Source organism: Rhizobium brockwellii (assembly GCF_000769405.2).
Lineage (GTDB): Bacteria > Pseudomonadota > Alphaproteobacteria > Rhizobiales > Rhizobiaceae > Rhizobium > Rhizobium brockwellii.
Genome location: NZ_CP053439.1, coordinates 1928219 through 1948708, shown reverse-complemented (window position 1 = coordinate 1948708; position 20490 = coordinate 1928219). Strand labels below are relative to the sequence as shown.

The following is a 20490-nucleotide window of genomic DNA, read 5'->3' as shown; positions in this document are numbered from 1 at the left end:
GCCTTTGCCCTGGATCGCCTATATCGCCCATTTCATCGCCGCGGCATTTTTGACCAACGGCGTCCCACATTTCGTCAACGGCGTCAGCGGCAGGCCGTTCCGCATTCCCTTCGCGCAAGGCGCAAAGCTCGGCTCGCCGACAGCCAATGTCGTCTGGGGCTGGGCGAATTTCCTCATCGCTTTCCTGCTGTTTGCCAATGTTGGGCCGCTCTATATCGGCACGCCGGGTGACACGATCTTCGTGGCAGTCGGCATGCTCGTCACCGGTATTCTGCTCGCCCGCATTTTCGAGGGCGATGCCAGAAAGTAACTTGCATGATGATAGTCACTGATATAGTGACATCGGCCATGCAGCGAACAAGCTTCAGCGATTTCAAATGCCCGGCGGCGCGCGCGCTCGACAGCGTCGGCGACTGGTGGAGCATGCTGATCCTGCGCGACGCCTTCCAGGGGCTTTCGCGCTTCGACGAATTCCAGAAAAGCCTCGGCGTGGCGCCGAACATCCTGACGCGGCGGCTCAAACATCTGACGGAAAAGGGGCTGTTCGAACGGCGGCTCTATCATCATCGCCCTGCCCGCTACGAATATCTGCTGACGGAAAAGGGCCGTGATTTCTTTCCTGTTCTGATGACGCTGTTTTCCTGGGGAAACCGGCACATCCCCGAAGAGGACCTCTCCTTTCTCTTGGGCGATGCCGCTTCCGGCAGAGTGCGCGAGACGATGCTGGTCGATGCGCGCACCGGCGAACAAGTGACCCCCGAAAACACCAGCCTGCTTGCAGGCCCCGCCGCCGACGACGAGGTGCACGAGCGGATCGCCCGCATGCGCGCCTGGTATCTCGGCATCGACGCATAGAAAGGAAAAGGAAATGGATCGCATCGTTGTCACCGGCATGGGACTTGTCTCGCCACTCGGCACCGGCGTCGAACCTGCCTGGAAGCGTCTTCTCGACGGCGGTTCCGGGTTGAGGGTGCTGGCGGAGGATATCGTCGGCGAGCTCTCGGCCAAGGTTGGCGGCATCGTTCCCGGTATCGCGGAAGATGCTGAGGCCGGTTTTGATCCCGACCGTTACATCACGCCCAAGGACCAGAAGAAGATGGACCGCTTCATCCACTTCGCCATGGCGGCGACGGAGGAAGCAGTAAAACAGGCAGGCTGGATGCCGACCGACGAAGGCGAGCGCCAGCGCACGGCAACGATCATCGCGTCGGGGGTTGGTGGCTTTCCGGCGATCGCCGAAGCGGTGCGGATCGGCGAAACGCGTGGCGTGCGGCGACTGTCGCCTTTCACCGTGCCCTCCTTCCTCGTCAACCTTGCCGCCGGCCAGGTCAGCATCCGTTATGGCTTCAAGGGGCCGCTCGGCGCGCCGGTGACGGCCTGCGCGGCCAGCGTCCAGGCAATCGGCGATGCGGCGCGGCTGATCCGCTCCGGTGAAGCGGATGTGGCGATCTGCGGCGGTGCCGAGGCCTGCATCGACAAGGTGAGCCTCGGCGGCTTTGCCGCTGCGCGTGCGCTTTCCACCGGCTTCAACGACACGCCGGAGTTGGCGTCGCGGCCCTTCGACACGACCCGCGACGGCTTCGTCATGGGTGAAGGCGCCGGCATCCTGGTCATCGAAATGCTGGAGCATGCGCTTGCCCGCGGCGCCACACCGCTCGCCGAACTCGTCGGCTACGGCACGGCGGCGGACGCCTACCATATGACCTCAGGCCCCGAAGACGGCGACGGCGCCCGCCGGGCGATGGAGGCAGCACTCAGGCAGGCGACGATCCCGGCTTCGGAGGTCCGGCATCTGAACGCGCATGCGACCTCGACACCGGTCGGTGACAGGGGCGAGATCGCGGCGATCGGCACGGTCTTCGGCCGCGACGGCGGCATTGCCGTCAGCGCGACGAAATCGGCGACCGGCCACCTGCTTGGCGCGGCCGGCGGGCTGGAAGCAATCTTCACCATCCTTGCGCTGCGCGACCAGATCGCGCCGCCAACCCGCAACCTCGATGAGGCGGATCCTGATGCCGACGGCATCGATATCGTCGGCAAGACGGCGCGGCCGCTGGTGATGGACTATGCGATTACCAACGGTTTCGGCTTCGGCGGGGTAAATGCCAGTGCCCTCTTCCGCCGCTGGTCGTAAAGTCCACTTTCCTTGTGCTGAAAATCGCCTACACTTCTGCTCTATCAGGGATCATTCCCTCGATAGAGCCGGAGATTCACCATGCGCGCCTTCTTCGCAGTTCTCATTCTGTGTGCCGCGTCCGCCCTCTCCCCTGTAGCGGCCCGCGCCGAAGATCCGATCGACACGACGCGGACGATGATTGAGGCACAGATCAACGCCTTCCTCAAGGACGATGCCGAGACCGCCTATTCCTTCGCCGCCCCCGGCATCCGGGCACTGTACCCCGACAAGAACCTGTTCTTCGCCATGGTGAAAAAGAGCTACGAGCCGGTCTATCACCCCGGCAATTACGCCTTCGGACGCAGCCGCTCGATCGACGACGGCGCGCTGATCTATCACGAGGTGCTGATCTCAGGCCGCGATGGCAAGGACTGGACGGCGATCTACCAGATCATGCGCCAGCCGGACGGCAGCTACAGGATAAATGGGGTGCAGATCGTGCCCGATGCGGACAGCAAGGGCATCTGACGCGCTGTTTCTTCTCTTCGGTGGAAACTCGGCCGATTACATGGTCTAGTTGCACTAACGATTTCGAAATCCTCCTGGAGTAACAAAGTGCCAACGGAGGGTTGTTGCGTTGGACGCCGGCAAACAATTTTTTACAGCTCTTGAGGCGTTGCGAGGAATTGCGGCTATCATGGTCATGTTCCTCCACACAGGTGGTACGCTGGGTCCGATCCCGGCGAATATCAGTTATCTAGCCGTTGACCTCTTCTTTCTGTTGAGCGGCGTCGTTCTTACAAATTCATATGAGAAGCGACTGATAGCGGGGCAGATTTCGCCCACCGGGCTTCTCCTACAGCGTATCATTCGGCTTTATCCTCTTTATCTTCTTTCGCTTCCGATTGGCCTTTTCAGCTATTCACTTAAAAACGGGTTGGACTACTCCACCCTGGCGGACCTTCTGCTGAGGGCAATCCTGTTCATTCCAAGCACAAGCCAGGAAGGTATCTTTCCCTTCAACGGGCCTAGCTGGTCGCTCTTCTTCGAGCTCTGGGCCGGAGTGCTGTTCTCCGTGCTTCTGATACGACTGTCATTCAGAAGCTTGCTCGCCATCGCCCTGGCGGCGGCCGGCATCACCATCTATGGGGCATTGGTAGGAGGTAATTTCGATATTGGTCCCGAGGCGGGCGATTTCAGATTTGGCTTTTCAAGAGTGCTGTTCTCGTTCTCGCTCGGAATCTGCCTTTACAGGTTATATGAGGTCCAGAAACCGAATACAGCCAATAACGGCAACGTTATCGGCTTTTTTCTCTGTGCTTGTCTGATCTTCATCACCAACATACCAGCCCGCATATTCTTCGGTTTCCCGTATTTTGATTTTTTAATATGCCTTGTGGTCTTCCCGGCCATTGTCTGGCTTGCGATGCGCACGAGACAGACCGGCCTGGTTGAGCTGGTATTCCGTTGGCTGGGGAGGCTTTCCTATCCGATTTATATCCTGCATGGCCCCATCTTCAGTCTGCTGCAGTCACTGCGGCAAAAGGGCTTTGACCTTCCTGCCTCGCCGGCAGCCGGTATGGTCGTCGTAGTCGGAATTTTCATTGTGGCTGGCATCGCCGCTATTCACTTCGACGAGCCAGTGCGCAAAAAACTTAAAATGATGGTTGCGCCAAACCCGGCGTCCGCAGTTCCTGCGGTAAGCAACGCGGGGCCGGAATAGACTTACACTGGTTCGAGATCGCCCCTCGCCCATTCCTCCTGCGTTTCCGCCATGAAATCGGCGAAGCGGCTTTCGGCGATCGCTTTGCGGATGCCCTGCATCAGTTCCTGGTAGTAGGCGAGGTTGTTCCAGGAGAGGAGCATGCCGCCAAGCGCTTCGTTGGCGCGGACGAGATGGTGCAGGTAGGCGCGCGAATAGTCGCGCGAGGCCGGGCAGTTCGACTGATCGTCGAGCGGGCGCATATCCTCGGCATGGCGGGCATTGCGGATATTGACCTTGCCGCGGCGGGTAAACGCCAAGCCATGGCGGCCGGAACGGGTCGGCATGACGCAGTCGAACATGTCGATGCCGCGCGCAACCGATTTCAAGATATCGTCAGGCGTGCCGACGCCCATGAGGTAACGCGGCTTTTCTGTCGGCAGTACCGGCAGCGTCGTTTCCAGCATCTGCAGCATGACGTCCTGCGGCTCACCGACGGCAAGGCCGCCTATTGCGTAACCCTTGAGGTCGAGCTGGCTCAGCGCCTCGGCCGAGCGGATGCGCAGCGCCGGGATATCGCCGCCCTGGACGATGCCGAACATCGCTTTGCCGGGCTGCTCGCCGAAGGCCACCCTGCAGCGTTCGGCCCAGCGCAGCGACATTTCCATGGCGCGCTCGATCTCCTTTGGCTCGGCCGGCAGCGCCACGCATTCGTCGAGCTGCATCTGGATGTCGGAGCCGAGCAGCCCCTGGATTTCAATAGAGCGTTCCGGCGACATATGGTGCAGGCTGCCGTCGACATGCGACTTGAAGGTGACGCCCTGCTCGTCGAGCTTGCGCAGGCCGGACAGCGACATCACCTGGAAGCCGCCGGAATCGGTTAGGATCGGGTGCTCCCAGCGAATGAGCTTGTGCAGGCCGCCGAGCCGGGCGACGCGCTCGGCCGTCGGGCGCAGCATCAGGTGATAGGTATTGCCGAGGATGATATCGGCGCCGGTCTCGTGCACCTGGTCGAGATACATGGCCTTGACCGTGCCGACGGTACCAACAGGCATGAAGGCCGGCGTGCGGATCTCGCCGCGCGGCATGGAAATCTGGCCGAGGCGGGCGCCGGCATCGGTTTTGTCAAGGGTGAATTGGAAGTTGTCTGTCATTTGTCTTTCCGGAAAAGAAGGCTCGCGTCGCCGTAAGAGTAGAAGCGGTAGCCCGTCGAAATGGCGTGTTTATAAGCCGCGTGCATGGTCTCGAAGCCGGCAAAGGCCGAGACCAGCATGAACAGCGTCGAGCGCGGCAGGTGGAAATTGGTCATCAGCATGTCGACCGCCTTGAAGCGATAACCGGGCGTGATGAAGATGCCGGTAGCGCCGGCCCAGGGCATGATCTCTCCGCTTTCCGCGGCGGCACTCTCGATAAGCCGCAACGAGGTCGTGCCGACACAGACGACGCGCCCGCCTCTTTCCCGAACGGCATTCAGCCGGGCGGCGATCTCGGCGCTGACATAGCCGCTTTCGAGATGCATCTTGTGATCGGCGGTATCGTCGGCCTTGACGGGCAGGAAGGTGCCAGCTCCGACATGCAGCGTGACGAAATGGCGTTCGATGCCGGCCTTGTCGAGCGCTTCGAACAGCGCAGGCGTGAAGTGCAGGCCGGCTGTCGGCGCGGCAACGGCGCCCTCCTCGCGGGCATAGATCGTCTGGTAATCGGCGCGGTCGCGCTCGTCCTCGGGGCGCTTGGCGGCGATATAGGGTGGCAGTGGGATATGGCCGACGGCGGCGATCGCCTCGTCAAGCGCCGGGCCTGAGAGATCAAACAGCAGCGTCACCTCGCCGGCCTCGCCCTTGTCCTCGACGGTGGCATCGAGCGAGCCGAGGAAGCAGCTTTCGCCGGAATGGCCGAAGGCGATGCGGTCGCCCTCCTTGATGCGCTTGCCCGGCTTGGCGAAGGCCTTCCAGCGGTTGGGACCGATGCGCATGTGCAGTGTGGCCGACACCTGCTGGCCACCGGCGCCGTCGCGATGGCGGATGCCCTCGAGCTGGGCGGGAATGACCTTGGTGTCGTTGAAGACCAGCGCGTCGCCGGCCCGCAGGAAGGAGGTGAGATCGCCGACGCGATGATCCGACAGATGGCCTTCCGCATTCGGATCGACGACGAGCAGGCGCGCGCTGTCGCGCGGTTCGGCAGGCCTCAACGCGATGCGTTCATCCGGCAGATCGAAATCGAAAAGGTCTACGCGCATCGAAGCACTTTCAGGCAAAGCGAAACCCGCCCCGCGCAGCTATGCGCAAAGGCGGGTTTCAGCAGAAATCACAATCAGACGTCGGCGGCAACCCGCATGGAGACGATCGAGTCCGGATCGGAAACCGGCTCGCCGCGCTTGATCTTGTCGACATTGTCCATGCCTTCGATGACCTGCCCCCAGACCGAATACTGCTTATTCAGCCAAGGCGCGTCGGTGAAGCAGATGAAGAACTGAGAATTGGCCGAGTTCGGGTTCTGCGAACGGGCCATCGAGCAGGTGCCGCGCGTATGCGTGGTCGCGGAGAATTCTGCCTTCAGATCCGGCTTCGAGGAGCCGCCCATGCCGGCGCGGCCGGGATTGAAGGTTTCCGAGCCCTTCTTGCCGAATTCGACATCGCCCGTCTGGGCCATGAAATCCTGGATGACGCGGTGGAAAACGACGCCGTCATAGGCCTTCTCGCGCGCGAGTTCCTTGATGCGGGCGACATGCTCCGGGGCGACCTGCGGCAAAAGCTGAATGACAACCTTGCCCTTGGTGGTTTCCAGAATGACGGTGTTTTCGGGATCCTTGATCTCGGCCATTGTCTTCTCCTCTTGTTTGTCTCGTAACTTACTTCTTGCCCAGGGTGACCTTAATCATCCGGTCGGGACTTTTGACTTCGCCGTTCTGGCCTTCACCCTTCTTGATCTTGTCGACGTTCTCCATGCCGGAAACGACCTTGCCGACGACGGTGTACTGACCATTCAGGAAGGAACCGTCGGCGAACATGATGAAGAACTGCGAATTGGCGGAATTCGGATCCTGCGAGCGGGCCATGCCGACCGTGCCGCGTACGAACGGGGTCTTGGAGAATTCTGCCGGGATGTCGGGCATATCCGAGGAGCCGGTGCCGGCGAGGCTCGCATCGAAGCCCTTTTCCATGTTGCCGTATTTGACGTCGCCGGTCTGAGCCATGAAGCCATCGATGACGCGATGGAAGGCGACGTTATCGTATTCGCCCTTCTTGGCCAGCGCCTCGATCTGGGCGACATGCTTCGGCGCCACATCAGGCATCAGCTGGATGACAACAGGGCCATTCTTCAGCTGGATGGTGAGATAGTGATCGGCCGACTGGGCGAAGGCATCCCCGGCGAAGGAGGCGAGATACAACACGCCGGCAAATGCGAGATAAAAGAGTTTCATATGAGCTCCATTGCGGCGGGTTCCGCCTGGTCTTTGCGCTGGTTAGTCTTTGCGCTTGGATGTGAGGGCTTGCAGGACGGCGGCCGGCACGAAAGCGCTGACGTCGCCGCCCATGGCGGCGATCTGGCGGACCAATGTGGCGGTAATGGGCCGCGAGGCCGTACCCGCCGGCAAAAAGATCGTCTGGAGATCGGGCGCCATCGTCCGGTTCATGCCGGCCATCTGCATTTCATAATCAAGGTCGGTGCCGTCGCGAAGACCGCGGATCAACAGCGTGGCGCCATGCGTGCGCGCGGCATCGACGACCAGATTGTCGAAGGCGACGACCGTGATATCGCCGGCCTTGCCCGGCAGCGCTTGCGCCAGAGAACGGCGGATCAGCTCGGCTCTCTCTTCAAAGGAGAAGAGCGGCGCCTTGCCGGGATGGATGCCGATCGCGACGATCACCTTTTCGGCGACGTTCAGCGCCTGGACCAGAACATCCACATGCCCATTGGTGATCGGGTCGAAGGACCCCGGATAGAAAGCTGTCGTCATGTGGTCCGGCCGTTGGTTTGACGCCTTTTGTCACGGATGACGCCTTCTCGCAAGTGATTTGCCCAGCTCCGGCCAGAGCGCCGCGCGTCTTTTCAGACACGTAAAGGACGTTATGCGGCGGGCGGTTAAACGGCGGATGAATGGCCCGTTCAAGGCCGTTTCAGATGCGATCTGCTTAATTCTTGTCATTCACGCAGCCGATGCCATTCCGGCAACAGGCGCTTTCCGAAAGACCAGGTCCATGCTGATCGTGCTCGTTGCACTTGCCGTCGCTTCCTCCCTCGCGGCCGAGATGGCCTATGGCTATTTCGCCGATCGATACGAGATGAGCTGGGTGCGGTCGGAGCTTGCCGAGCATGCGGCGATCGTGCGCGCCCAGGGCCGGCTGCGCGAAAAACGAGCTTCGAATCTGAATGCCAGATGAACGAGACATTCAAGGTCGCTTCAGATCGGCATTGGTAAACACCCGATCAACATCCGGCGGAACCATTTACAGACGGATGCGTTCATTTAACCGATACATAGAGCGGCGCGGAAGGATTAAAAATGCCCGGTAAGATTACGATGATTAACGTGCTCTGGATGGTAATGGTCACGGGCATGCTGACCGCAACTGTCGCTCTCTATGATCAGAAGGTTGATACGTCCAAGGTTTATGGCCCCTATGCTTCGGCCCGGACGGCCGTGCTGGGCCAGTACTGAGAGGCGAGAACGCAACTCCCCAGGAAAGGAATGCCTATGTTCACGATCTTGACAATGCTCACCGCCCTTATCAGCGTCATGTTCATCGTGTCTGTGGCCTCGACGATTTCAGCGCTCCGGCGCGAAGGCGAAGAGGTGAAGGCTCTGAACGAAAAACATAGAGCATTCTGACATTCCTCTCTTACTACCCTCTCCCACCCTTGAGCGGCACCCTTCCGTCGCCAGGGCCATTCAAAGCCGGATGCCACCCAGCGTCCGGCTTTTTCTTTGGGCGTGTCCCGAACCATCTCCGATTTGAAAAGAAAAGGGCGGCTCGAAGCCGCCCCGTTCATTTGATCATTCCTCGGCAGGTCCGGCCGGATCGCCATCGGCAATCGGCGCCTCGTCACCGCCACCTTCGTCGGCAGCACCTTCGTCGGTCGCAGGAGAGCCTTCGGCGACCTCGACAGCCTCCTCCGTCTCATCCTCCTCCGGCTCGCTGATGCGCTCGACCGAGACGACCTTCTCATCCTTGGCCGTCGAGAAGATGGTGACGCCCTTGGTGGCGCGGCTGGCGATGCGGATGCCGCCAACCGGCACACGGATCAGCTGGCCGCCATCGGAGACCAGCATGATCTGGTCGCCATCATCGACAGGGAAAGCCGCAACCAGTTCGCCGATCTCGCCTGTTTTCGACGTGTCGGTGGCGCGGATACCCTTGCCGCCGCGGCCGGAGATGCGGAAGTCGTAGGAGGACGAACGTTTGCCGAAGCCCTTTTCGGAGACGGTCAGCACGAACTGCTCCAGTTGCTTCAGCTCTTCGTAACGCTCGTCGCTCAGCTGTCCCTCTTCGGTGACTTCCTCGCCGACCAGCGCGATCTCCTCGGCTTCGCCCGTCGTCAGGCGCCGATCGTTGGCGGCGCGCTTCAGATAAGCAGCACGCTCCCAAGGTTCGGCGTTGACATGGCGCACGATGGTCATCGAGATGATGCGGTCGCCGCCGGCAAGGGTGATGCCGCGCACGCCGATCGAGTTGCGGCCGGCAAAGACCCGGACATCGTCGACGGAGAAGCGGATGCACTGACCGAGCGCGGTCGTCAAAAGCACGTCGTCATCTTCGGTGCAGGTCTCGACGGAGAGGATTTCGTCGCCCTCCTCCTCGAGCTTCATGGCGATCTTGCCGTTGCGGTTGACCTGGACGAAGTCCGACAGCTTGTTGCGGCGAACCGTGCCGCGCGTCGTCGAGAACATGACGTCGAGATTGTCCCAGCTCGTCTCGTCCTCGGGCAATGGCAGGATCGTCGTGATGCGCTCGCCGGGTGCGAGCGGCAGCATATTGATCAGCGCCTTGCCGCGTGAGGTCGGCGTACCGATCGGCAGGCGCCAGACCTTCTCCTTGTAGACGATGCCGCGCGAGGAGAAGAACAGAACCGGCGTATGGGTGTTGACCACGAATAGCCGGCTAACGAAATCCGCGTCGCGGGTGGTCATGCCGGAGCGGCCCTTGCCGCCGCGGCGCTGGGCGCGGTATGTGGTCAGTGGCACGCGCTTGATATAACCGAGATGCGAGACGGTGACGACCATGTCTTCACGCGCGATCAGGTCCTCGTCGTCCATTTCGAGGCCGCCATCGACGATCTCGGTGCGGCGTGGCGTGCCGAACTCGTCGCGGACAGCGAGAAGTTCGTCCTTGACGATGGTCTGGATGCGGACGCGCGAGGAGAGAATATCAAGATAATCCTTGATTTCCTCGCCGATCTTGTTGAGTTCGTCGCCGATTTCGTCGCGGCCAAGCGCGGTCAGGCGGGCAAGGCGCAATTCGAGGATGGCGCGGGCCTGCTCTTCGGAGAGGTTGTAAGTCAGATCCTCGTTGATGCGATGGCGCGGATCGTCGATCAGACGGATCAGGCTTTCGACATCTTCCGCCGGCCAGCGGCGGGTCATCAGTTCTTCGCGGGCCGACTGCGGATCGGGCGCCTGGCGGATGACGCGGATGACCTCGTCGATATTGGCGACGGCAATGGCGAGACCAACCAACACATGGGCGCGGTCACGCGCCTTGCGCAACAGGAATTTCGTTCTCCGGCTAACTACTTCCTCGCGGAACGAGACGAAAGCGCGCAGCATGTCGAGCAGGGTCAGCTGTTCGGGCTTGCCGCCATTCAGCGCCACCATGTTGCAGCCGAAGGACGTCTGCAACGGCGTATAGCGATAAAGCTGGTTGAGGATGACCTCGGCATTGGCATCGCGCTTCAGCTCGACGACGACGCGATAACCCTGGCGGTCGGATTCGTCGCGCAGATCGGAGATGCCTTCGATGCGCTTGTCGCGCACCAGCTCGGCCATCTTCTCGATCATCGTCGCCTTGTTCACCTGATAGGGAATCTCGGTGATGATGATCTGCTCGCGGTCACCGCGCATCGGCTCGATGGCGGCGACGCCGCGCATGATAACGGAGCCGCGGCCGGTCTCATAAGCCGAGCGGATGCCGGCACGGCCGAGGATCTTCGCGCCCGTCGGGAAGTCGGGACCGGGAATGATCTGGATCAGTTCCGGCAGCTCGATGGCCGGATCGTCGATCAGCGCGATGCAGCCGTCGATGACTTCGGAGAGATTGTGCGGCGGTATGTTGGTCGCCATGCCGACAGCGATGCCGCCGGCGCCGTTGACGAGCAGGTTCGGGAACTTGGCGGGCACCACGACCGGCTCGGAAAGCGTGCCGTCGTAGTTGTCGCGGAAATCGACGGTTTCCTTGTCGAGATCGTCGAGCAGCGAGTGGGCCGCCTTTTCGAGGCGGCATTCGGTATAACGTTCGGCCGCCGGCGGATCGCCGTCGACGGAGCCGAAATTGCCCTGACCGTCGATCAGCGGCAGACGCAGCGACCAGGGCTGCGCCATGCGGGCGAGCGCATCATAGATCGCGGAATTGCCGTGCGGATGGAATTTACCCATCACGTCACCGGTGACGCGGGCGCATTTGACGTATTTCTTGTTCCAGTCGATGCCGAGTTCGGACATGCCGTAGAGGATGCGCCGGTGCACGGGCTTAAGGCCGTCGCGCACGTCGGGCAGCGCGCGGCTGACGATGACGCTCATGGCGTAATCGAGATACGACCGCTGCATTTCCTCCATGATGGAGATGGGCTCGATGCCTGGCGGGAGCTTCCCGCCGCCGGGGGGTGTTTGCTCAGTCAAAACAGATCACGATCTCTTCTAGAATCACTTGAAGATTTATAGCGGAAAGCCTGTTGCCGCGCCAATTTCACAGCGCGTTTTGAACAGGCTTTTGCGGCTTAAAGAGGGTAAAACATGCAAGTTGCGCGGCCGGACCGGACAAATCCGCCGCGGGCCGCCGCGGGATATTTGCCAAATCGAAATCCCCGCTTCACAATCATAAAAACCACGCACTTATATGGGGTTCTGGAGAGCCGATGGCAAGCGCCGACCAACTGATCAACGCCTTCACGACGCTGCTCGTCACCATCGATCCACCGGGGCTTGCGCCGATCTTTCTGGGCCTGACGACAGGCATGAGCCGAACCGAGCGCAAGCAGGTGGCGCTGCGCGGCTCGGTCATCGCCTTCATCATCCTCGCCGTCTTTGCGCTGTTCGGCGCCGGCGTGCTCGGGGTGCTCGGGATTTCGATCGGCGCCTTCCGCATCGCCGGCGGGCTGCTGCTGTTCTGGATCGCCTTCGAGATGGTGTTCGAGAGGCGGCAGGAGCGCAAGGAGAAGGCGACCGAGGCGGCGATCACCAAGGATCATATCGAGAATATCGCCGTCTTCCCGCTCGCCTTGCCGCTGATTGCCGGCCCGGGGGCGATCTCGGCGACGATCCTGCTTGCCGGCACATTGGCCACCTCGATCGGGAAAGCGCAGCTGATCGGCGTCATTGGCGCCAACCTGCTGCTGACCTTCGTCATGCTGCTCATTGCCGAAAGACTGGACCGTTTCCTCGGCGTCACCGGCCGGGCGATCCTGACACGGCTCCTCGGCGTCATCCTCGCCGCCCTTGCCGCACAATTCGTCGTCGACGGCGCTAAGTCGGCGTTCAACCTCATCAGCGCGACGCCGCACTGAAATGGCGGCGTCTGCCGCGAGATCAACGAAAAAGAGCATGACGCCATTCAAGGCATCATGCTCTCTCACGTCTTTCACCAAGCCAGAAAAGGCAACCGATCAGAACGGGATATCGTCGTCGAGATCCCGCGAGAAGTTACCGCCGGCGCCGCCACCGCCGCGGCTCGGCGATGAGGAGGGAGCCGGGGCACCGTAGTCGTCGCCATAATCGTTGCCGCCGGCGCCACTGCCACGGCCGCCGCTCGCGCCGCCGCCTTCACCGCGGCCATCGAGCATCGTCAGCGTCGAACCGAAACCCTGCAGCACCACTTCCGTGCTGTAGCGATCCTGGCCCTGCTGGTCCTGCCACTTGCGGGTCTGCAGCTGGCCTTCGATATAGAGCTTGGCGCCCTTTTTCACATATTGCTCGACGACCTTGCAGAGGCCCTCGTTGAAGACGACGACAGTGTGCCATTCGGTCTTCTCACGGCGCTCGCCGGAATTGCGATCGCGCCACGTCTCCGAGGTCGCGATACGAAGATTGGCGATCGGCCGGCCATCCTGAGTGCGGCGGATTTCGGGGTCTGCACCGACGTTTCCAATCAGAATTACCTTATTCACACTACCAGCCATGCTTCTCACCCTGCCTGCCGCCCTGCCCGGCGGCGTTTAATCGATCGGCGCACCTTAAACCATCACGGACCGCCAATGCGCATGGGCGGCATTTAATCCACATCTTTATCCATCAGAAAGCCGCATGCATCCATCAGGAATTTTGTTCTTTCTTTGTTCTAGTTTATCCGTATGATCCTGTCAACAGAATCGAAAACCTTGACCGTAGTGGACATTCAGCCTCGACTCGCCCGTTGGCATCACTAAATAAGGGCTGTCATCCAGAAAACCAAAGCAGAGACGATGAGCGAACTGAAGACGATCTCCATCCGCGGCGCGCGCGAGCATAATCTGAAGAGCATCGATCTCGATCTGCCGCGTAACAAGCTGATCGTCATGACCGGGCTTTCGGGTTCCGGCAAATCCTCGCTCGCCTTCGACACGATCTATGCCGAGGGCCAGCGGCGTTATGTCGAGAGCCTGTCGGCCTATGCCCGGCAGTTCCTCGAAATGATGCAGAAGCCCGACGTCGACCAGATCGACGGGCTGTCGCCGGCGATCTCGATCGAGCAGAAGACCACCTCGCGCAATCCCCGCTCGACGGTCGGCACCGTCACCGAGATCTACGACTACATGCGCCTGCTCTTTGCCCGCGTCGGCGTTCCATATTCGCCGGCGACCGGCCTACCGATCGAGAGCCAGACCGTCAGCCAGATGGTCGACCGCATTCTCGATTTCGGCGAGGGCACCCGTCTTTATATTCTTGCGCCGCTCGTGCGCGGGCGCAAAGGCGAATACAAAAAAGAACTGGCCGAGCTGATGAAGAAGGGCTTCCAGCGCGTCAAGGTCGACGGCCAGTTCTACGAGATCGCCGAGGCACCGGTGCTCGACAAGAAATACAAGCACGACATCGACGTGGTGGTCGACCGCATCGTCGTGCGCTCGGATGTCTCGGCGCGGCTGGCCGACAGTCTGGAGACCTGCCTGAAACTCGCCGACGGGCTGGCGGTCGCCGAATTCGCCGACAAGCCGCTGCCGCCGGAAGAGACGTCAGCCGGCGGCTCGGCCAACAAGTCGCTGAACGAGACGCATGAACGCGTGCTGTTTTCGGAGAAGTTCGCCTGCCCGGTTTCCGGCTTTACCATTCCCGAGATCGAGCCGCGGCTGTTTTCCTTCAACAACCCGTTCGGCGCCTGCCCGACCTGTGATGGCCTCGGCGCCCAGCAGAAGATCGATCCGGATCTGATCGTGCCCGAGCCCGAGCGGACGCTGCGCGATGGGGCGATCGCGCCCTGGGCCAAGTCGACCTCGCCCTATTACAATCAGACGCTGGAAGCGCTTGGCAAACATTACGGCTTCAAGCTCGGCACCCGCTGGAACGATCTCACCGACGAGGCCAAGGACGTCATCCTAAACGGCACCAACGACAAGATCGAGTTCCACTACGCCGACGGCGCCCGCTCCTATACGACCCAGAAGAATTTCGAGGGCATCATCACCAATCTCGAGCGGCGCTGGAAAGAGACTGATTCCGCCTGGGCGCGCGAAGACATCGAGCGCTTCATGTCGGCGGCCCCCTGCCCTTCCTGCAACGGTTTCCGCCTGAAGCCGGAGGCCTTAGCGGTGAAGATCAACACGCTGCATATCGGCGAAGTGACTGGTATGTCGATCCGCGTCGCCCGCGACTGGTTCGAAACACTGCCGGCGAGCTTCAATGCCAAGCAGAACGAGATCGCCGTGCGCATCCTCAAGGAAATCCGCGACCGGCTGCGCTTCCTCAATGATGTCGGCCTGGAATATCTCAGCCTGTCGCGCAATTCCGGCACGCTGTCGGGCGGCGAAAGCCAGCGCATCCGGCTTGCCTCGCAGATCGGCTCCGGGCTGACGGGCGTGCTCTATGTGCTCGACGAGCCGTCGATTGGCCTGCATCAGCGTGACAATGCCCGGCTGCTCGACACGTTGAAGCACCTGCGCGACATAGGCAACACCGTCATTGTCGTCGAACATGACGAGGATGCGATCATGACGGCCGACGACGTGGTCGATATCGGCCCGGCGGCCGGCATTCACGGCGGTCAGGTCATCGCCCATGGTACGCCGCAGGACATCATGGACAGTCCGAACTCGCTGACCGGCAAATATCTCTCCGGCGAACTTGGCGTTCCCGTTCCCGACGAGCGCCGTAAGCCGAAGAAAGGTCGCGAGATCAAGGTGGTCGGGGCGCGCGGCAACAATCTGAAGAATGTCACGGCGTCGATCCCGCTCGGCGTGTTCACCGCCGTGACCGGCGTTTCCGGCGGCGGCAAATCCACCTTCCTGATCGAGACGCTTTATAAATCGGCGGCACGCCGCGTCATGGGCGCGCGTGAAAACCCGGCCGATCACGATCGCATCGACGGCTTCGAGCATATCGACAAGGTGATCGACATCGACCAGTCGCCGATTGGCCGTACGCCGCGCTCGAACCCGGCGACCTATACCGGCGCTTTTACGCCGATCCGCGACTGGTTCGCCGGCCTGCCGGAGGCGAAGGCACGCGGCTACCAGCCGGGCCGCTTCTCCTTCAACGTCAAAGGCGGACGCTGCGAGGCCTGCCAGGGCGACGGCGTCATCAAGATCGAGATGCACTTCCTGCCCGATGTCTACGTCACCTGCGACGTCTGCCACGGCAAGCGCTATAACAGAGAGACGCTCGATGTCACCTTCAAGCAGAAGTCGATCGCCGAGGTGCTCGACATGACGGTGGAGGAAGGCGTCGATTTCTTCGCGGCGGTGCCTGCGGTGCGCGACAAGCTGCAATCGCTGAAGGATGTCGGTCTCGGTTATATCAAGGTCGGCCAACAGGCGAATACGCTCTCGGGTGGCGAGGCGCAGCGCGTCAAGCTTGCCAAGGAACTGTCGAAACGCTCGACGGGGCGCACGCTCTACATTCTCGATGAACCGACGACCGGCCTGCATTTTCACGACGTCGCCAAGTTGCTCGAAATGCTGCACGAACTGGTCAACCAGGGCAATTCGGTGGTGGTGATCGAGCACAATCTCGAAGTCATCAAGACGGCCGACTGGGTGCTCGATTTCGGCCCCGAAGGCGGCGACGGCGGCGGCGAGATCGTCGCGACCGGCACGCCGGAAGCGATCGTCAAGGAAAAGCGGTCCTATACCGGGCACTTCCTGAAGGAATTGCTGGAGCGGCGGCCAGCGAAGAAGGCGGTTGCGGCGGAATGACGATGAGGACGGCGTCGCCCGATGATCTGAAAACGATCGCGACGCTGACAGCAGCCGCCTATCGGCCCTATAGCGAGCTGTTCGGCGCTCCGCCGATGCCGGTGACGGAGGATTACGCGCCGCGGATCGAACGCGGCGAGGTCTGGCTGCGCGAGATCGGCGGGCAAACGGCCGGCCTGGTGGTCGTCGAGCAACATTCCGATCACCTCATGCTGTTCAGCATCGCGGTCTCGCCAGCCTTTCAGGGGGCCGGACATGGACTGGCGATGCTGAGCTGGCTGGAAGGCAAGGCGCGGGAATGGGCCGTGCCGGAGATCCGGCTCTACACCAATGCGCGGATGGAGCGGAACATCGCGCTCTACAGCGCCTTCGGGTTTCAGGAAACGGGTCGCCGGCCGAACCCTTATCGGCCAGGATGGACGCTCGTCGACATGACGAAAGAGATCGATGCGGCCTGAGCGGCTGCGAATGGGGAGGACAACATGACGAAATCCGGCACTATCCGCACCGGCATCGGCGGCTGGACCTTCGAGCCCTGGCGCGGGCATTTCTTTCCCGAGAGCCTGAAGCAGAAGGACGAGCTGAATTACGCCAGCCGCCAGTTGAAGGTCATCGAGGTCAACGGCACCTATTACAGCACGCAGAAGCCTGCGGTCTTCGCCAAATGGGCGGCCGACGTGCCCGACGGTTTCATCTTTTCGCTGAAGGCGACGCGTTTCGTCACCAATCGGCGGGTGCTTGCCGAAGCCGGTGAATCGATGGAGCGGTTCCTGTCATCGGGCATCAGCGAACTCGGCGATCATCTCGGGCCGCTGCTCTGGCAGTTCGCGCCGACGAAGAAGTTCGATGCAAACGATTTCGAAGCCTTCCTGAAGCTGCTGCCGGCAAAGCAAGACGGGCTGACGCTGCGTCACGTGGTCGAGGTACGGCACGATTCCTTCAAGGTGCCGGAGTTCGTGGCGCTGCTGGCGAAATATGGCGTGGCGCCTGTTTGCGCCGAACATTTCGAATATCCGATGATCGCCGACGTGACGGCCGATTTCGTCTATGCGCGGCTGCAGAAGGGCTCGGACGATATCCCGACCTGCTATTCGGAAAAGGACCTGAAGGCCTGGGCAGACCGGCTGGAGACCTGGGCCGAGGGCAAGGTTCCTGATGATCTGCCGCTGATCGATGAAGATCGCAAGGTGAAGACCGAGCCGCGCGACGTCTTCGCCTTCATGATCCATGAGGGCAAGGTCAATGCGCCGCATGGGGCAATCGCCCTGCAGCAGACGTTGGCGAAATAGGCAAAGCTCGCCCGCCGATAACGGCAGGCTTCATTTCTTCTCGTTCGCCAGCGCCTCTTTCCGGCGCGGCAGGAGCGATTTGAGGTACCGCCATAGCGGCGAAACGGCGTAGCCTGCGACCGGAATTGCGATCAAGCCGGCGACGATACCGACGATGCCCGCTCCTGTGGCCTCGACGATCCAGCGCAGTACCGATGCCAGAACGGGAATGGCATGCGCCGTCGCCTCGCCGGCATCATGGATCAGATGCGCAAGGCCGCCGATCCCGTAGGCTTCGAGGCCATGAACGATTATGCCGCCGCCGACCCAGATCATGGCGGCCGTTCCGACAATGCCGAGCACTTTCAGAAAATAAGGCATGCCCGTGACAAGCCCCTTTCCGATCGAACGCAGGAAGGCGCCCATCGGAGATGCCGCCTGCACACGCGCCAGCATCAGACCCAGATCATCGGCCTTCACGATAAGCGCCACACCGCCATAGACCAAGACCGTGATGCCCAGCCCAACGACGGCAAGGATGACGGCCTGCGTGAACATGCTGCCTGACGGCACCGCGGCGAGGGTAATCGCCATGATCTCGGCCGACAGGATGAAATCCGTCTTGATTGCGCCGGCAACCTTCTCGTCTTCTAGCGATTTGGCATCGAGGCTCGTCGCCTCGAGTGCCGATTCATGGGCGTGGGCCGCATGCGGCAGCACCAGCCCGTAGACTTTTTCCACACCCTCGTAGCAGAGATAAAGCCCGCCGATCATCAGCAGCGGCGTGATCGCCTGCGGTGCGACAAGGCTCAGGATCAGTGCTGCGGGAAGCAGGATCAGAAGCTTGTTCTTCAGCGAGCCGAGCGTGATCTTGCCGATGATCGGCAATTCGCGTGCTGCCGAAAATCCGGTGACGTAGCGGGGTGTGACGGCCGCATCATCAATGACGACGCCAGCCGCTTTCGCGCCTGCCTTGGCAGCCTGGCCGGCAATATCGTCGAGCGACGCCGCAGCCACCTTGGCCAATGCCGCGATATCATCAAGAAGGGCGATCAGGCCAATACTCATTCGAGCCTCCGTCGAGAAGACAGTCTTACGCAGTAAAAAACGGAAAGCCCGTCAACGAGAGGTGGAATCCTCCGCCGGGAAGATGCCACGCAAGGATCGCGACGACAATGGCCGTTATTCAGCCGGCATCGGGCTCAACCCGCCCTCGTCCAGCGAAAGACGGACCTGCCGTAGTGCTGGCCCATGCGGAGGCGCTAAAGCGGCAACACCTCGGCTGCAAGCTCCTCCGCCGTCAGCCCCTTGCCGGCGCGTTGGCCGGCCTCGCCGTGCAGCCAGACGCCCGCGGCCGCGGTCTCGAAGGCCGGCAGGCCCTGGGCGAGCAAGCCGCCGATGATGCCGGCCAGCACGTCGCCTGAACCGGCGGTGGCAAGCCAGACGGGAGCGTTGGTATTGATGAGCGCACGGCCGTCGGGTGCTGCGATGACGGTATCGGCGCCTTTGTAAATGATCGCGGCATTGGCGCGGCGGGCGGCGGCCACAGCCTTATCCACCTTGCCGAGCGCATCGTCGCCGGCGATATCGGGAAAGAGCCGGCCGAATTCGCCTTCGTGCGGCGTCAGCACCAGACGCGACTCACCCTGGAAAAGATCAAACAGCTGTTGCGGATCGTCCTTGAACGAGGAGATGCCGTCGGCATCGAGCACCAGATGGCGATCGGCAAGGGCCGAGACGAAGCCGCGCGCCCTGGCGCCGATACCGAAACCAGGGCCGAGGACGAAGGTCTGCAGCCGCTTGTCGGAGAGCCAGTCGCCGAGGTCGGCCTCGTCGTCGATGGCATGCAGCATGACGGCGGTGAGATGCGCAGCATTGGCGGCCATCGCCGCATGCGGGGCGGCGATCGTCACCAGGCCGGCGCCGGCCTTCAGGCCCGAGATCGCCGACATGCGCGCGGCACCCGTCTTGTCGGCTTCACCTGAGAAGACGACCAGATGACCGCGCTTGTATTTGTGGGTGTCCAGCTGCTCGGCCGGCAGCACACGCTTCCAGGCATCCGGCGTGTTCTCGGCGATGACACCGCCTGCCTCAGCGCGGATGATGCGGGCGGGAATACCGATGTCGAAGACCTCCAGTTCACCGCAAAGCTCCCTACCCGGCATCAGCAGATGGCCGGGCTTGCGGGTCATGAAGGTGATGGTGTTCCGAGCCCGGAAGGCGGCACCCAGCACTTTGCCGGTGCGGCCATCGAGGCCGGAGGGCAGATCGATGGCGAGCACCGGAATAGCGGCCTCGGTGACGCGGCCGATCAGCGCGCGCGCATTGGCCGGCACCTCGCGGCCAAGCCCCGCCCCGAACAGGCCATCGATGACGACGTCGCCGGTTTCCGGCCGATAGAGGTCGAGGTTTTGCCCCTGGACCACGCAACCGGCTCGGGCACGGGCGGCATCGCCCTTCAGCCGGGAGGGATCGCCGAGGTGGAATAGCGCCACCCCCGCCCCGCTCTGCCGCAGATGACGTGCCGCGACATAGGCGTCGCCGCCATTGTTGCCGGGTCCGCAGAGTGCGACGAAACGCAAAGCTCCGGGATAAAGGCGCAGAGCAGCGGCCGCGACCGCGGCACCTGCCCTCTCCATCAGGCCAAAGGAGTCGATGCCGGATGCGGCCGCGGCCGCATCGACGGCAGCCATTTCGGCAGGCGTGAGAAGAAGGTCGGACAAATGTTTGATCATCACCCTATTCAATCAAAAAACGCCTAAAAAACAACCGCCTGAAATACCAAAGACAAGGACGCAATTTAGGCATTTGCCTATATTTTGATCGTCGCGAGATGTGCATTCGCGATTGCGAAAATACATGACTTTTTC

Annotated in this window: 21 protein-coding genes; 12 read left to right on the top strand and 9 right to left on the bottom strand. The window is 61.6% G+C overall.

What is annotated here, in order from left to right; translation table 11 throughout:
- Positions 1-4 precede the first annotated feature (4 nt).
- The 5 genes from RLCC275e_RS09865 (at position 5) to RLCC275e_RS09845 (ending at position 3839) form a co-directional block, all read left to right on the top strand.
- Entirely contained in the window at positions 5-310 is a 306-nt protein-coding gene (locus RLCC275e_RS09865; protein WP_003559403.1) for a hypothetical protein, read from the top strand.
- A 38-nt stretch (positions 311-348) separates the two neighbouring features.
- The gene (locus tag RLCC275e_RS09860; protein WP_033182649.1) at positions 349-855 is read left to right on the top strand and encodes a winged helix-turn-helix transcriptional regulator; all 507 of its coding nucleotides are present in this window, start codon (positions 349-351) and stop codon (positions 853-855) included.
- A gap of 13 nt (positions 856-868) precedes the next feature.
- Positions 869-2134 carry a beta-ketoacyl-ACP synthase II gene (gene fabF / locus RLCC275e_RS09855; protein WP_033182648.1) on the top strand — a complete coding sequence of 422 codons (1266 nt, stop codon included), beginning with the start codon at positions 869-871 and terminating at the stop codon, positions 2132-2134.
- 81 nt (positions 2135-2215) lie between these two features.
- A complete protein-coding gene (locus tag RLCC275e_RS09850) occupies positions 2216-2644 on the top strand; it encodes a DUF4864 domain-containing protein (RefSeq protein ID WP_033182647.1) in 429 nt (142 codons plus the stop codon).
- A 109-nt stretch (positions 2645-2753) separates the two neighbouring features.
- Positions 2754-3839 carry an acyltransferase family protein gene (locus tag RLCC275e_RS09845; protein WP_033182646.1) on the top strand — a complete coding sequence of 362 codons (1086 nt, stop codon included), beginning with the start codon at positions 2754-2756 and terminating at the stop codon, positions 3837-3839.
- Positions 3840-3841: 2 nt separating this feature from the next.
- Here RLCC275e_RS09845 and tgt read toward each other — a convergent pair whose 3' ends face one another.
- From tgt to coaD, 5 genes are all read right to left on the bottom strand, one after another.
- Positions 3842-4972 (bottom strand): tRNA guanosine(34) transglycosylase Tgt, encoded by a 1131-nt coding sequence (gene tgt, locus RLCC275e_RS09840; protein WP_033182645.1) that lies wholly within the window; start codon positions 4970-4972, stop codon positions 3842-3844.
- Positions 4969-6054 carry a tRNA preQ1(34) S-adenosylmethionine ribosyltransferase-isomerase QueA gene (queA, locus tag RLCC275e_RS09835; protein WP_033182644.1) on the bottom strand — a complete coding sequence of 362 codons (1086 nt, stop codon included), beginning with the start codon at positions 6052-6054 and terminating at the stop codon, positions 4969-4971. The genes tgt and queA overlap by 4 nt, the downstream gene beginning before the upstream one ends.
- 74 nt (positions 6055-6128) lie before the next feature.
- Entirely contained in the window at positions 6129-6638 is a 510-nt protein-coding gene (locus tag RLCC275e_RS09830) for a peptidylprolyl isomerase (RefSeq protein ID WP_003559389.1), read from the bottom strand.
- Between the two features lie 28 nt (positions 6639-6666).
- On the bottom strand, positions 6667-7239 hold the full coding sequence (locus RLCC275e_RS09825; RefSeq protein ID WP_003559387.1) for a peptidylprolyl isomerase: 573 nt from the start codon (positions 7237-7239) through the stop codon (positions 6667-6669).
- Positions 7240-7281: 42 nt separating this feature from the next.
- Positions 7282-7776: a pantetheine-phosphate adenylyltransferase gene (gene coaD, locus RLCC275e_RS09820; protein WP_003559385.1), complete on the bottom strand. Its 495-nt coding sequence runs from the start codon at positions 7774-7776 to the stop codon at positions 7282-7284.
- 136 nt (positions 7777-7912) lie between these two features.
- Between coaD and RLCC275e_RS09815 the strand changes: the two genes are divergently transcribed.
- The 3 genes from RLCC275e_RS09815 to RLCC275e_RS34600 all read left to right on the top strand — a co-directional run bounded on the left by RLCC275e_RS09815 (position 7913) and on the right by RLCC275e_RS34600 (position 8649).
- A complete protein-coding gene (locus RLCC275e_RS09815; protein ID WP_033182643.1) occupies positions 7913-8200 on the top strand; it encodes a hypothetical protein in 288 nt (95 codons plus the stop codon).
- 122 nt (positions 8201-8322) lie between these two features.
- Complete coding sequence (locus tag RLCC275e_RS09810; RefSeq protein WP_003539654.1) at positions 8323-8478, top strand: hypothetical protein; 156 nt, start codon at positions 8323-8325, stop codon at positions 8476-8478.
- 36 nt (positions 8479-8514) lie between these two features.
- The gene (locus RLCC275e_RS34600) at positions 8515-8649 is read left to right on the top strand and encodes a hypothetical protein (RefSeq protein ID WP_260298902.1); all 135 of its coding nucleotides are present in this window, start codon (positions 8515-8517) and stop codon (positions 8647-8649) included.
- Positions 8650-8814: 165 nt separating this feature from the next.
- Here RLCC275e_RS34600 and gyrA read toward each other — a convergent pair whose 3' ends face one another.
- Positions 8815-11652, bottom strand: coding sequence for a DNA gyrase subunit A (gene gyrA / locus RLCC275e_RS09805; RefSeq protein WP_033182642.1), 2838 nt, complete (start codon positions 11650-11652; stop codon positions 8815-8817).
- A 236-nt stretch (positions 11653-11888) separates the two neighbouring features.
- Between gyrA and RLCC275e_RS09800 the strand changes: the two genes are divergently transcribed.
- Positions 11889-12536 (top strand): MarC family protein, encoded by a 648-nt coding sequence (locus tag RLCC275e_RS09800; RefSeq protein ID WP_033182641.1) that lies wholly within the window; start codon positions 11889-11891, stop codon positions 12534-12536.
- A gap of 99 nt (positions 12537-12635) precedes the next feature.
- On the opposite strand, the gene RLCC275e_RS09795 is transcribed toward RLCC275e_RS09800, so the two are convergent.
- On the bottom strand, positions 12636-13148 hold the full coding sequence (locus tag RLCC275e_RS09795; RefSeq protein WP_033182640.1) for a single-stranded DNA-binding protein: 513 nt from the start codon (positions 13146-13148) through the stop codon (positions 12636-12638).
- 282 nt (positions 13149-13430) lie between these two features.
- On the opposite strand from RLCC275e_RS09795, the gene uvrA reads away from it, so the two are divergent.
- From uvrA to RLCC275e_RS09780, 3 genes are read left to right on the top strand one after another with little or no spacing between them, the layout of a single operon-like run.
- Entirely contained in the window at positions 13431-16352 is a 2922-nt protein-coding gene (gene uvrA / locus RLCC275e_RS09790) for an excinuclease ABC subunit UvrA (protein ID WP_033182639.1), read from the top strand.
- Positions 16349-16810, top strand: coding sequence for a GNAT family N-acetyltransferase (locus RLCC275e_RS09785; RefSeq protein WP_033182638.1), 462 nt, complete (start codon positions 16349-16351; stop codon positions 16808-16810). Before uvrA ends, RLCC275e_RS09785 begins: the two co-directional genes overlap by 4 nt.
- Before the next feature lie 24 nt (positions 16811-16834).
- Positions 16835-17641: a DUF72 domain-containing protein gene (locus RLCC275e_RS09780; protein WP_033182637.1), complete on the top strand. Its 807-nt coding sequence runs from the start codon at positions 16835-16837 to the stop codon at positions 17639-17641.
- A gap of 30 nt (positions 17642-17671) precedes the next feature.
- Here the strand turns inward: RLCC275e_RS09780 and RLCC275e_RS09775 are convergent, their stop codons facing one another.
- On the bottom strand, positions 17672-18688 hold the full coding sequence (locus RLCC275e_RS09775; protein WP_033182636.1) for a DUF808 domain-containing protein: 1017 nt from the start codon (positions 18686-18688) through the stop codon (positions 17672-17674).
- Positions 18689-18882: 194 nt separating this feature from the next.
- Positions 18883-20355 carry a bifunctional ADP-dependent NAD(P)H-hydrate dehydratase/NAD(P)H-hydrate epimerase gene (locus RLCC275e_RS09770; protein WP_033182635.1) on the bottom strand — a complete coding sequence of 491 codons (1473 nt, stop codon included), beginning with the start codon at positions 20353-20355 and terminating at the stop codon, positions 18883-18885.
- Positions 20356-20490 lie beyond the last annotated feature (135 nt).

Excerpts from the sequence above, each read along its gene's own strand:
- RLCC275e_RS09850 (WP_033182647.1), top strand. The coding sequence starts at position 2,216 with ATGCGCGCCTTCTTCGCAGTTCTCATTCTGTGTGCCGCGTCCGCCCTC.
- queA (WP_033182644.1), bottom strand. The coding sequence starts at position 6,054 with ATGCGCGTAGACCTTTTCGATTTCGATCTGCCGGATGAACGCATCGCG.
- tgt (WP_033182645.1), bottom strand. The coding sequence starts at position 4,972 with ATGACAGACAACTTCCAATTCACCCTTGACAAAACCGATGCCGGCGCC.
- RLCC275e_RS34600 (WP_260298902.1), top strand. The coding sequence starts at position 8,515 with ATGTTCACGATCTTGACAATGCTCACCGCCCTTATCAGCGTCATGTTC.
- uvrA (WP_033182639.1), top strand. The coding sequence starts at position 13,431 with ATGAGCGAACTGAAGACGATCTCCATCCGCGGCGCGCGCGAGCATAAT.
- RLCC275e_RS09810 (WP_003539654.1), top strand. The coding sequence starts at position 8,323 with ATGCCCGGTAAGATTACGATGATTAACGTGCTCTGGATGGTAATGGTC.
- RLCC275e_RS09800 (WP_033182641.1), top strand. The coding sequence starts at position 11,889 with ATGGCAAGCGCCGACCAACTGATCAACGCCTTCACGACGCTGCTCGTC.
- RLCC275e_RS09860 (WP_033182649.1), top strand. The coding sequence starts at position 349 with ATGCAGCGAACAAGCTTCAGCGATTTCAAATGCCCGGCGGCGCGCGCG.
- RLCC275e_RS09775 (WP_033182636.1), bottom strand. The coding sequence starts at position 18,688 with ATGAGTATTGGCCTGATCGCCCTTCTTGATGATATCGCGGCATTGGCC.
- RLCC275e_RS09780 (WP_033182637.1), top strand. The coding sequence starts at position 16,835 with ATGACGAAATCCGGCACTATCCGCACCGGCATCGGCGGCTGGACCTTC.
- RLCC275e_RS09830 (WP_003559389.1), bottom strand. The coding sequence starts at position 6,638 with ATGGCCGAGATCAAGGATCCCGAAAACACCGTCATTCTGGAAACCACC.
- RLCC275e_RS09785 (WP_033182638.1), top strand. The coding sequence starts at position 16,349 with ATGACGATGAGGACGGCGTCGCCCGATGATCTGAAAACGATCGCGACG.
- RLCC275e_RS09770 (WP_033182635.1), bottom strand. The coding sequence starts at position 20,355 with ATGATCAAACATTTGTCCGACCTTCTTCTCACGCCTGCCGAAATGGCT.
- fabF (WP_033182648.1), top strand. The coding sequence starts at position 869 with ATGGATCGCATCGTTGTCACCGGCATGGGACTTGTCTCGCCACTCGGC.
- RLCC275e_RS09795 (WP_033182640.1), bottom strand. The coding sequence starts at position 13,148 with ATGGCTGGTAGTGTGAATAAGGTAATTCTGATTGGAAACGTCGGTGCA.
- coaD (WP_003559385.1), bottom strand. The coding sequence starts at position 7,776 with ATGACGACAGCTTTCTATCCGGGGTCCTTCGACCCGATCACCAATGGG.
- RLCC275e_RS09815 (WP_033182643.1), top strand. The coding sequence starts at position 7,913 with ATGAATGGCCCGTTCAAGGCCGTTTCAGATGCGATCTGCTTAATTCTT.
- RLCC275e_RS09825 (WP_003559387.1), bottom strand. The coding sequence starts at position 7,239 with ATGAAACTCTTTTATCTCGCATTTGCCGGCGTGTTGTATCTCGCCTCC.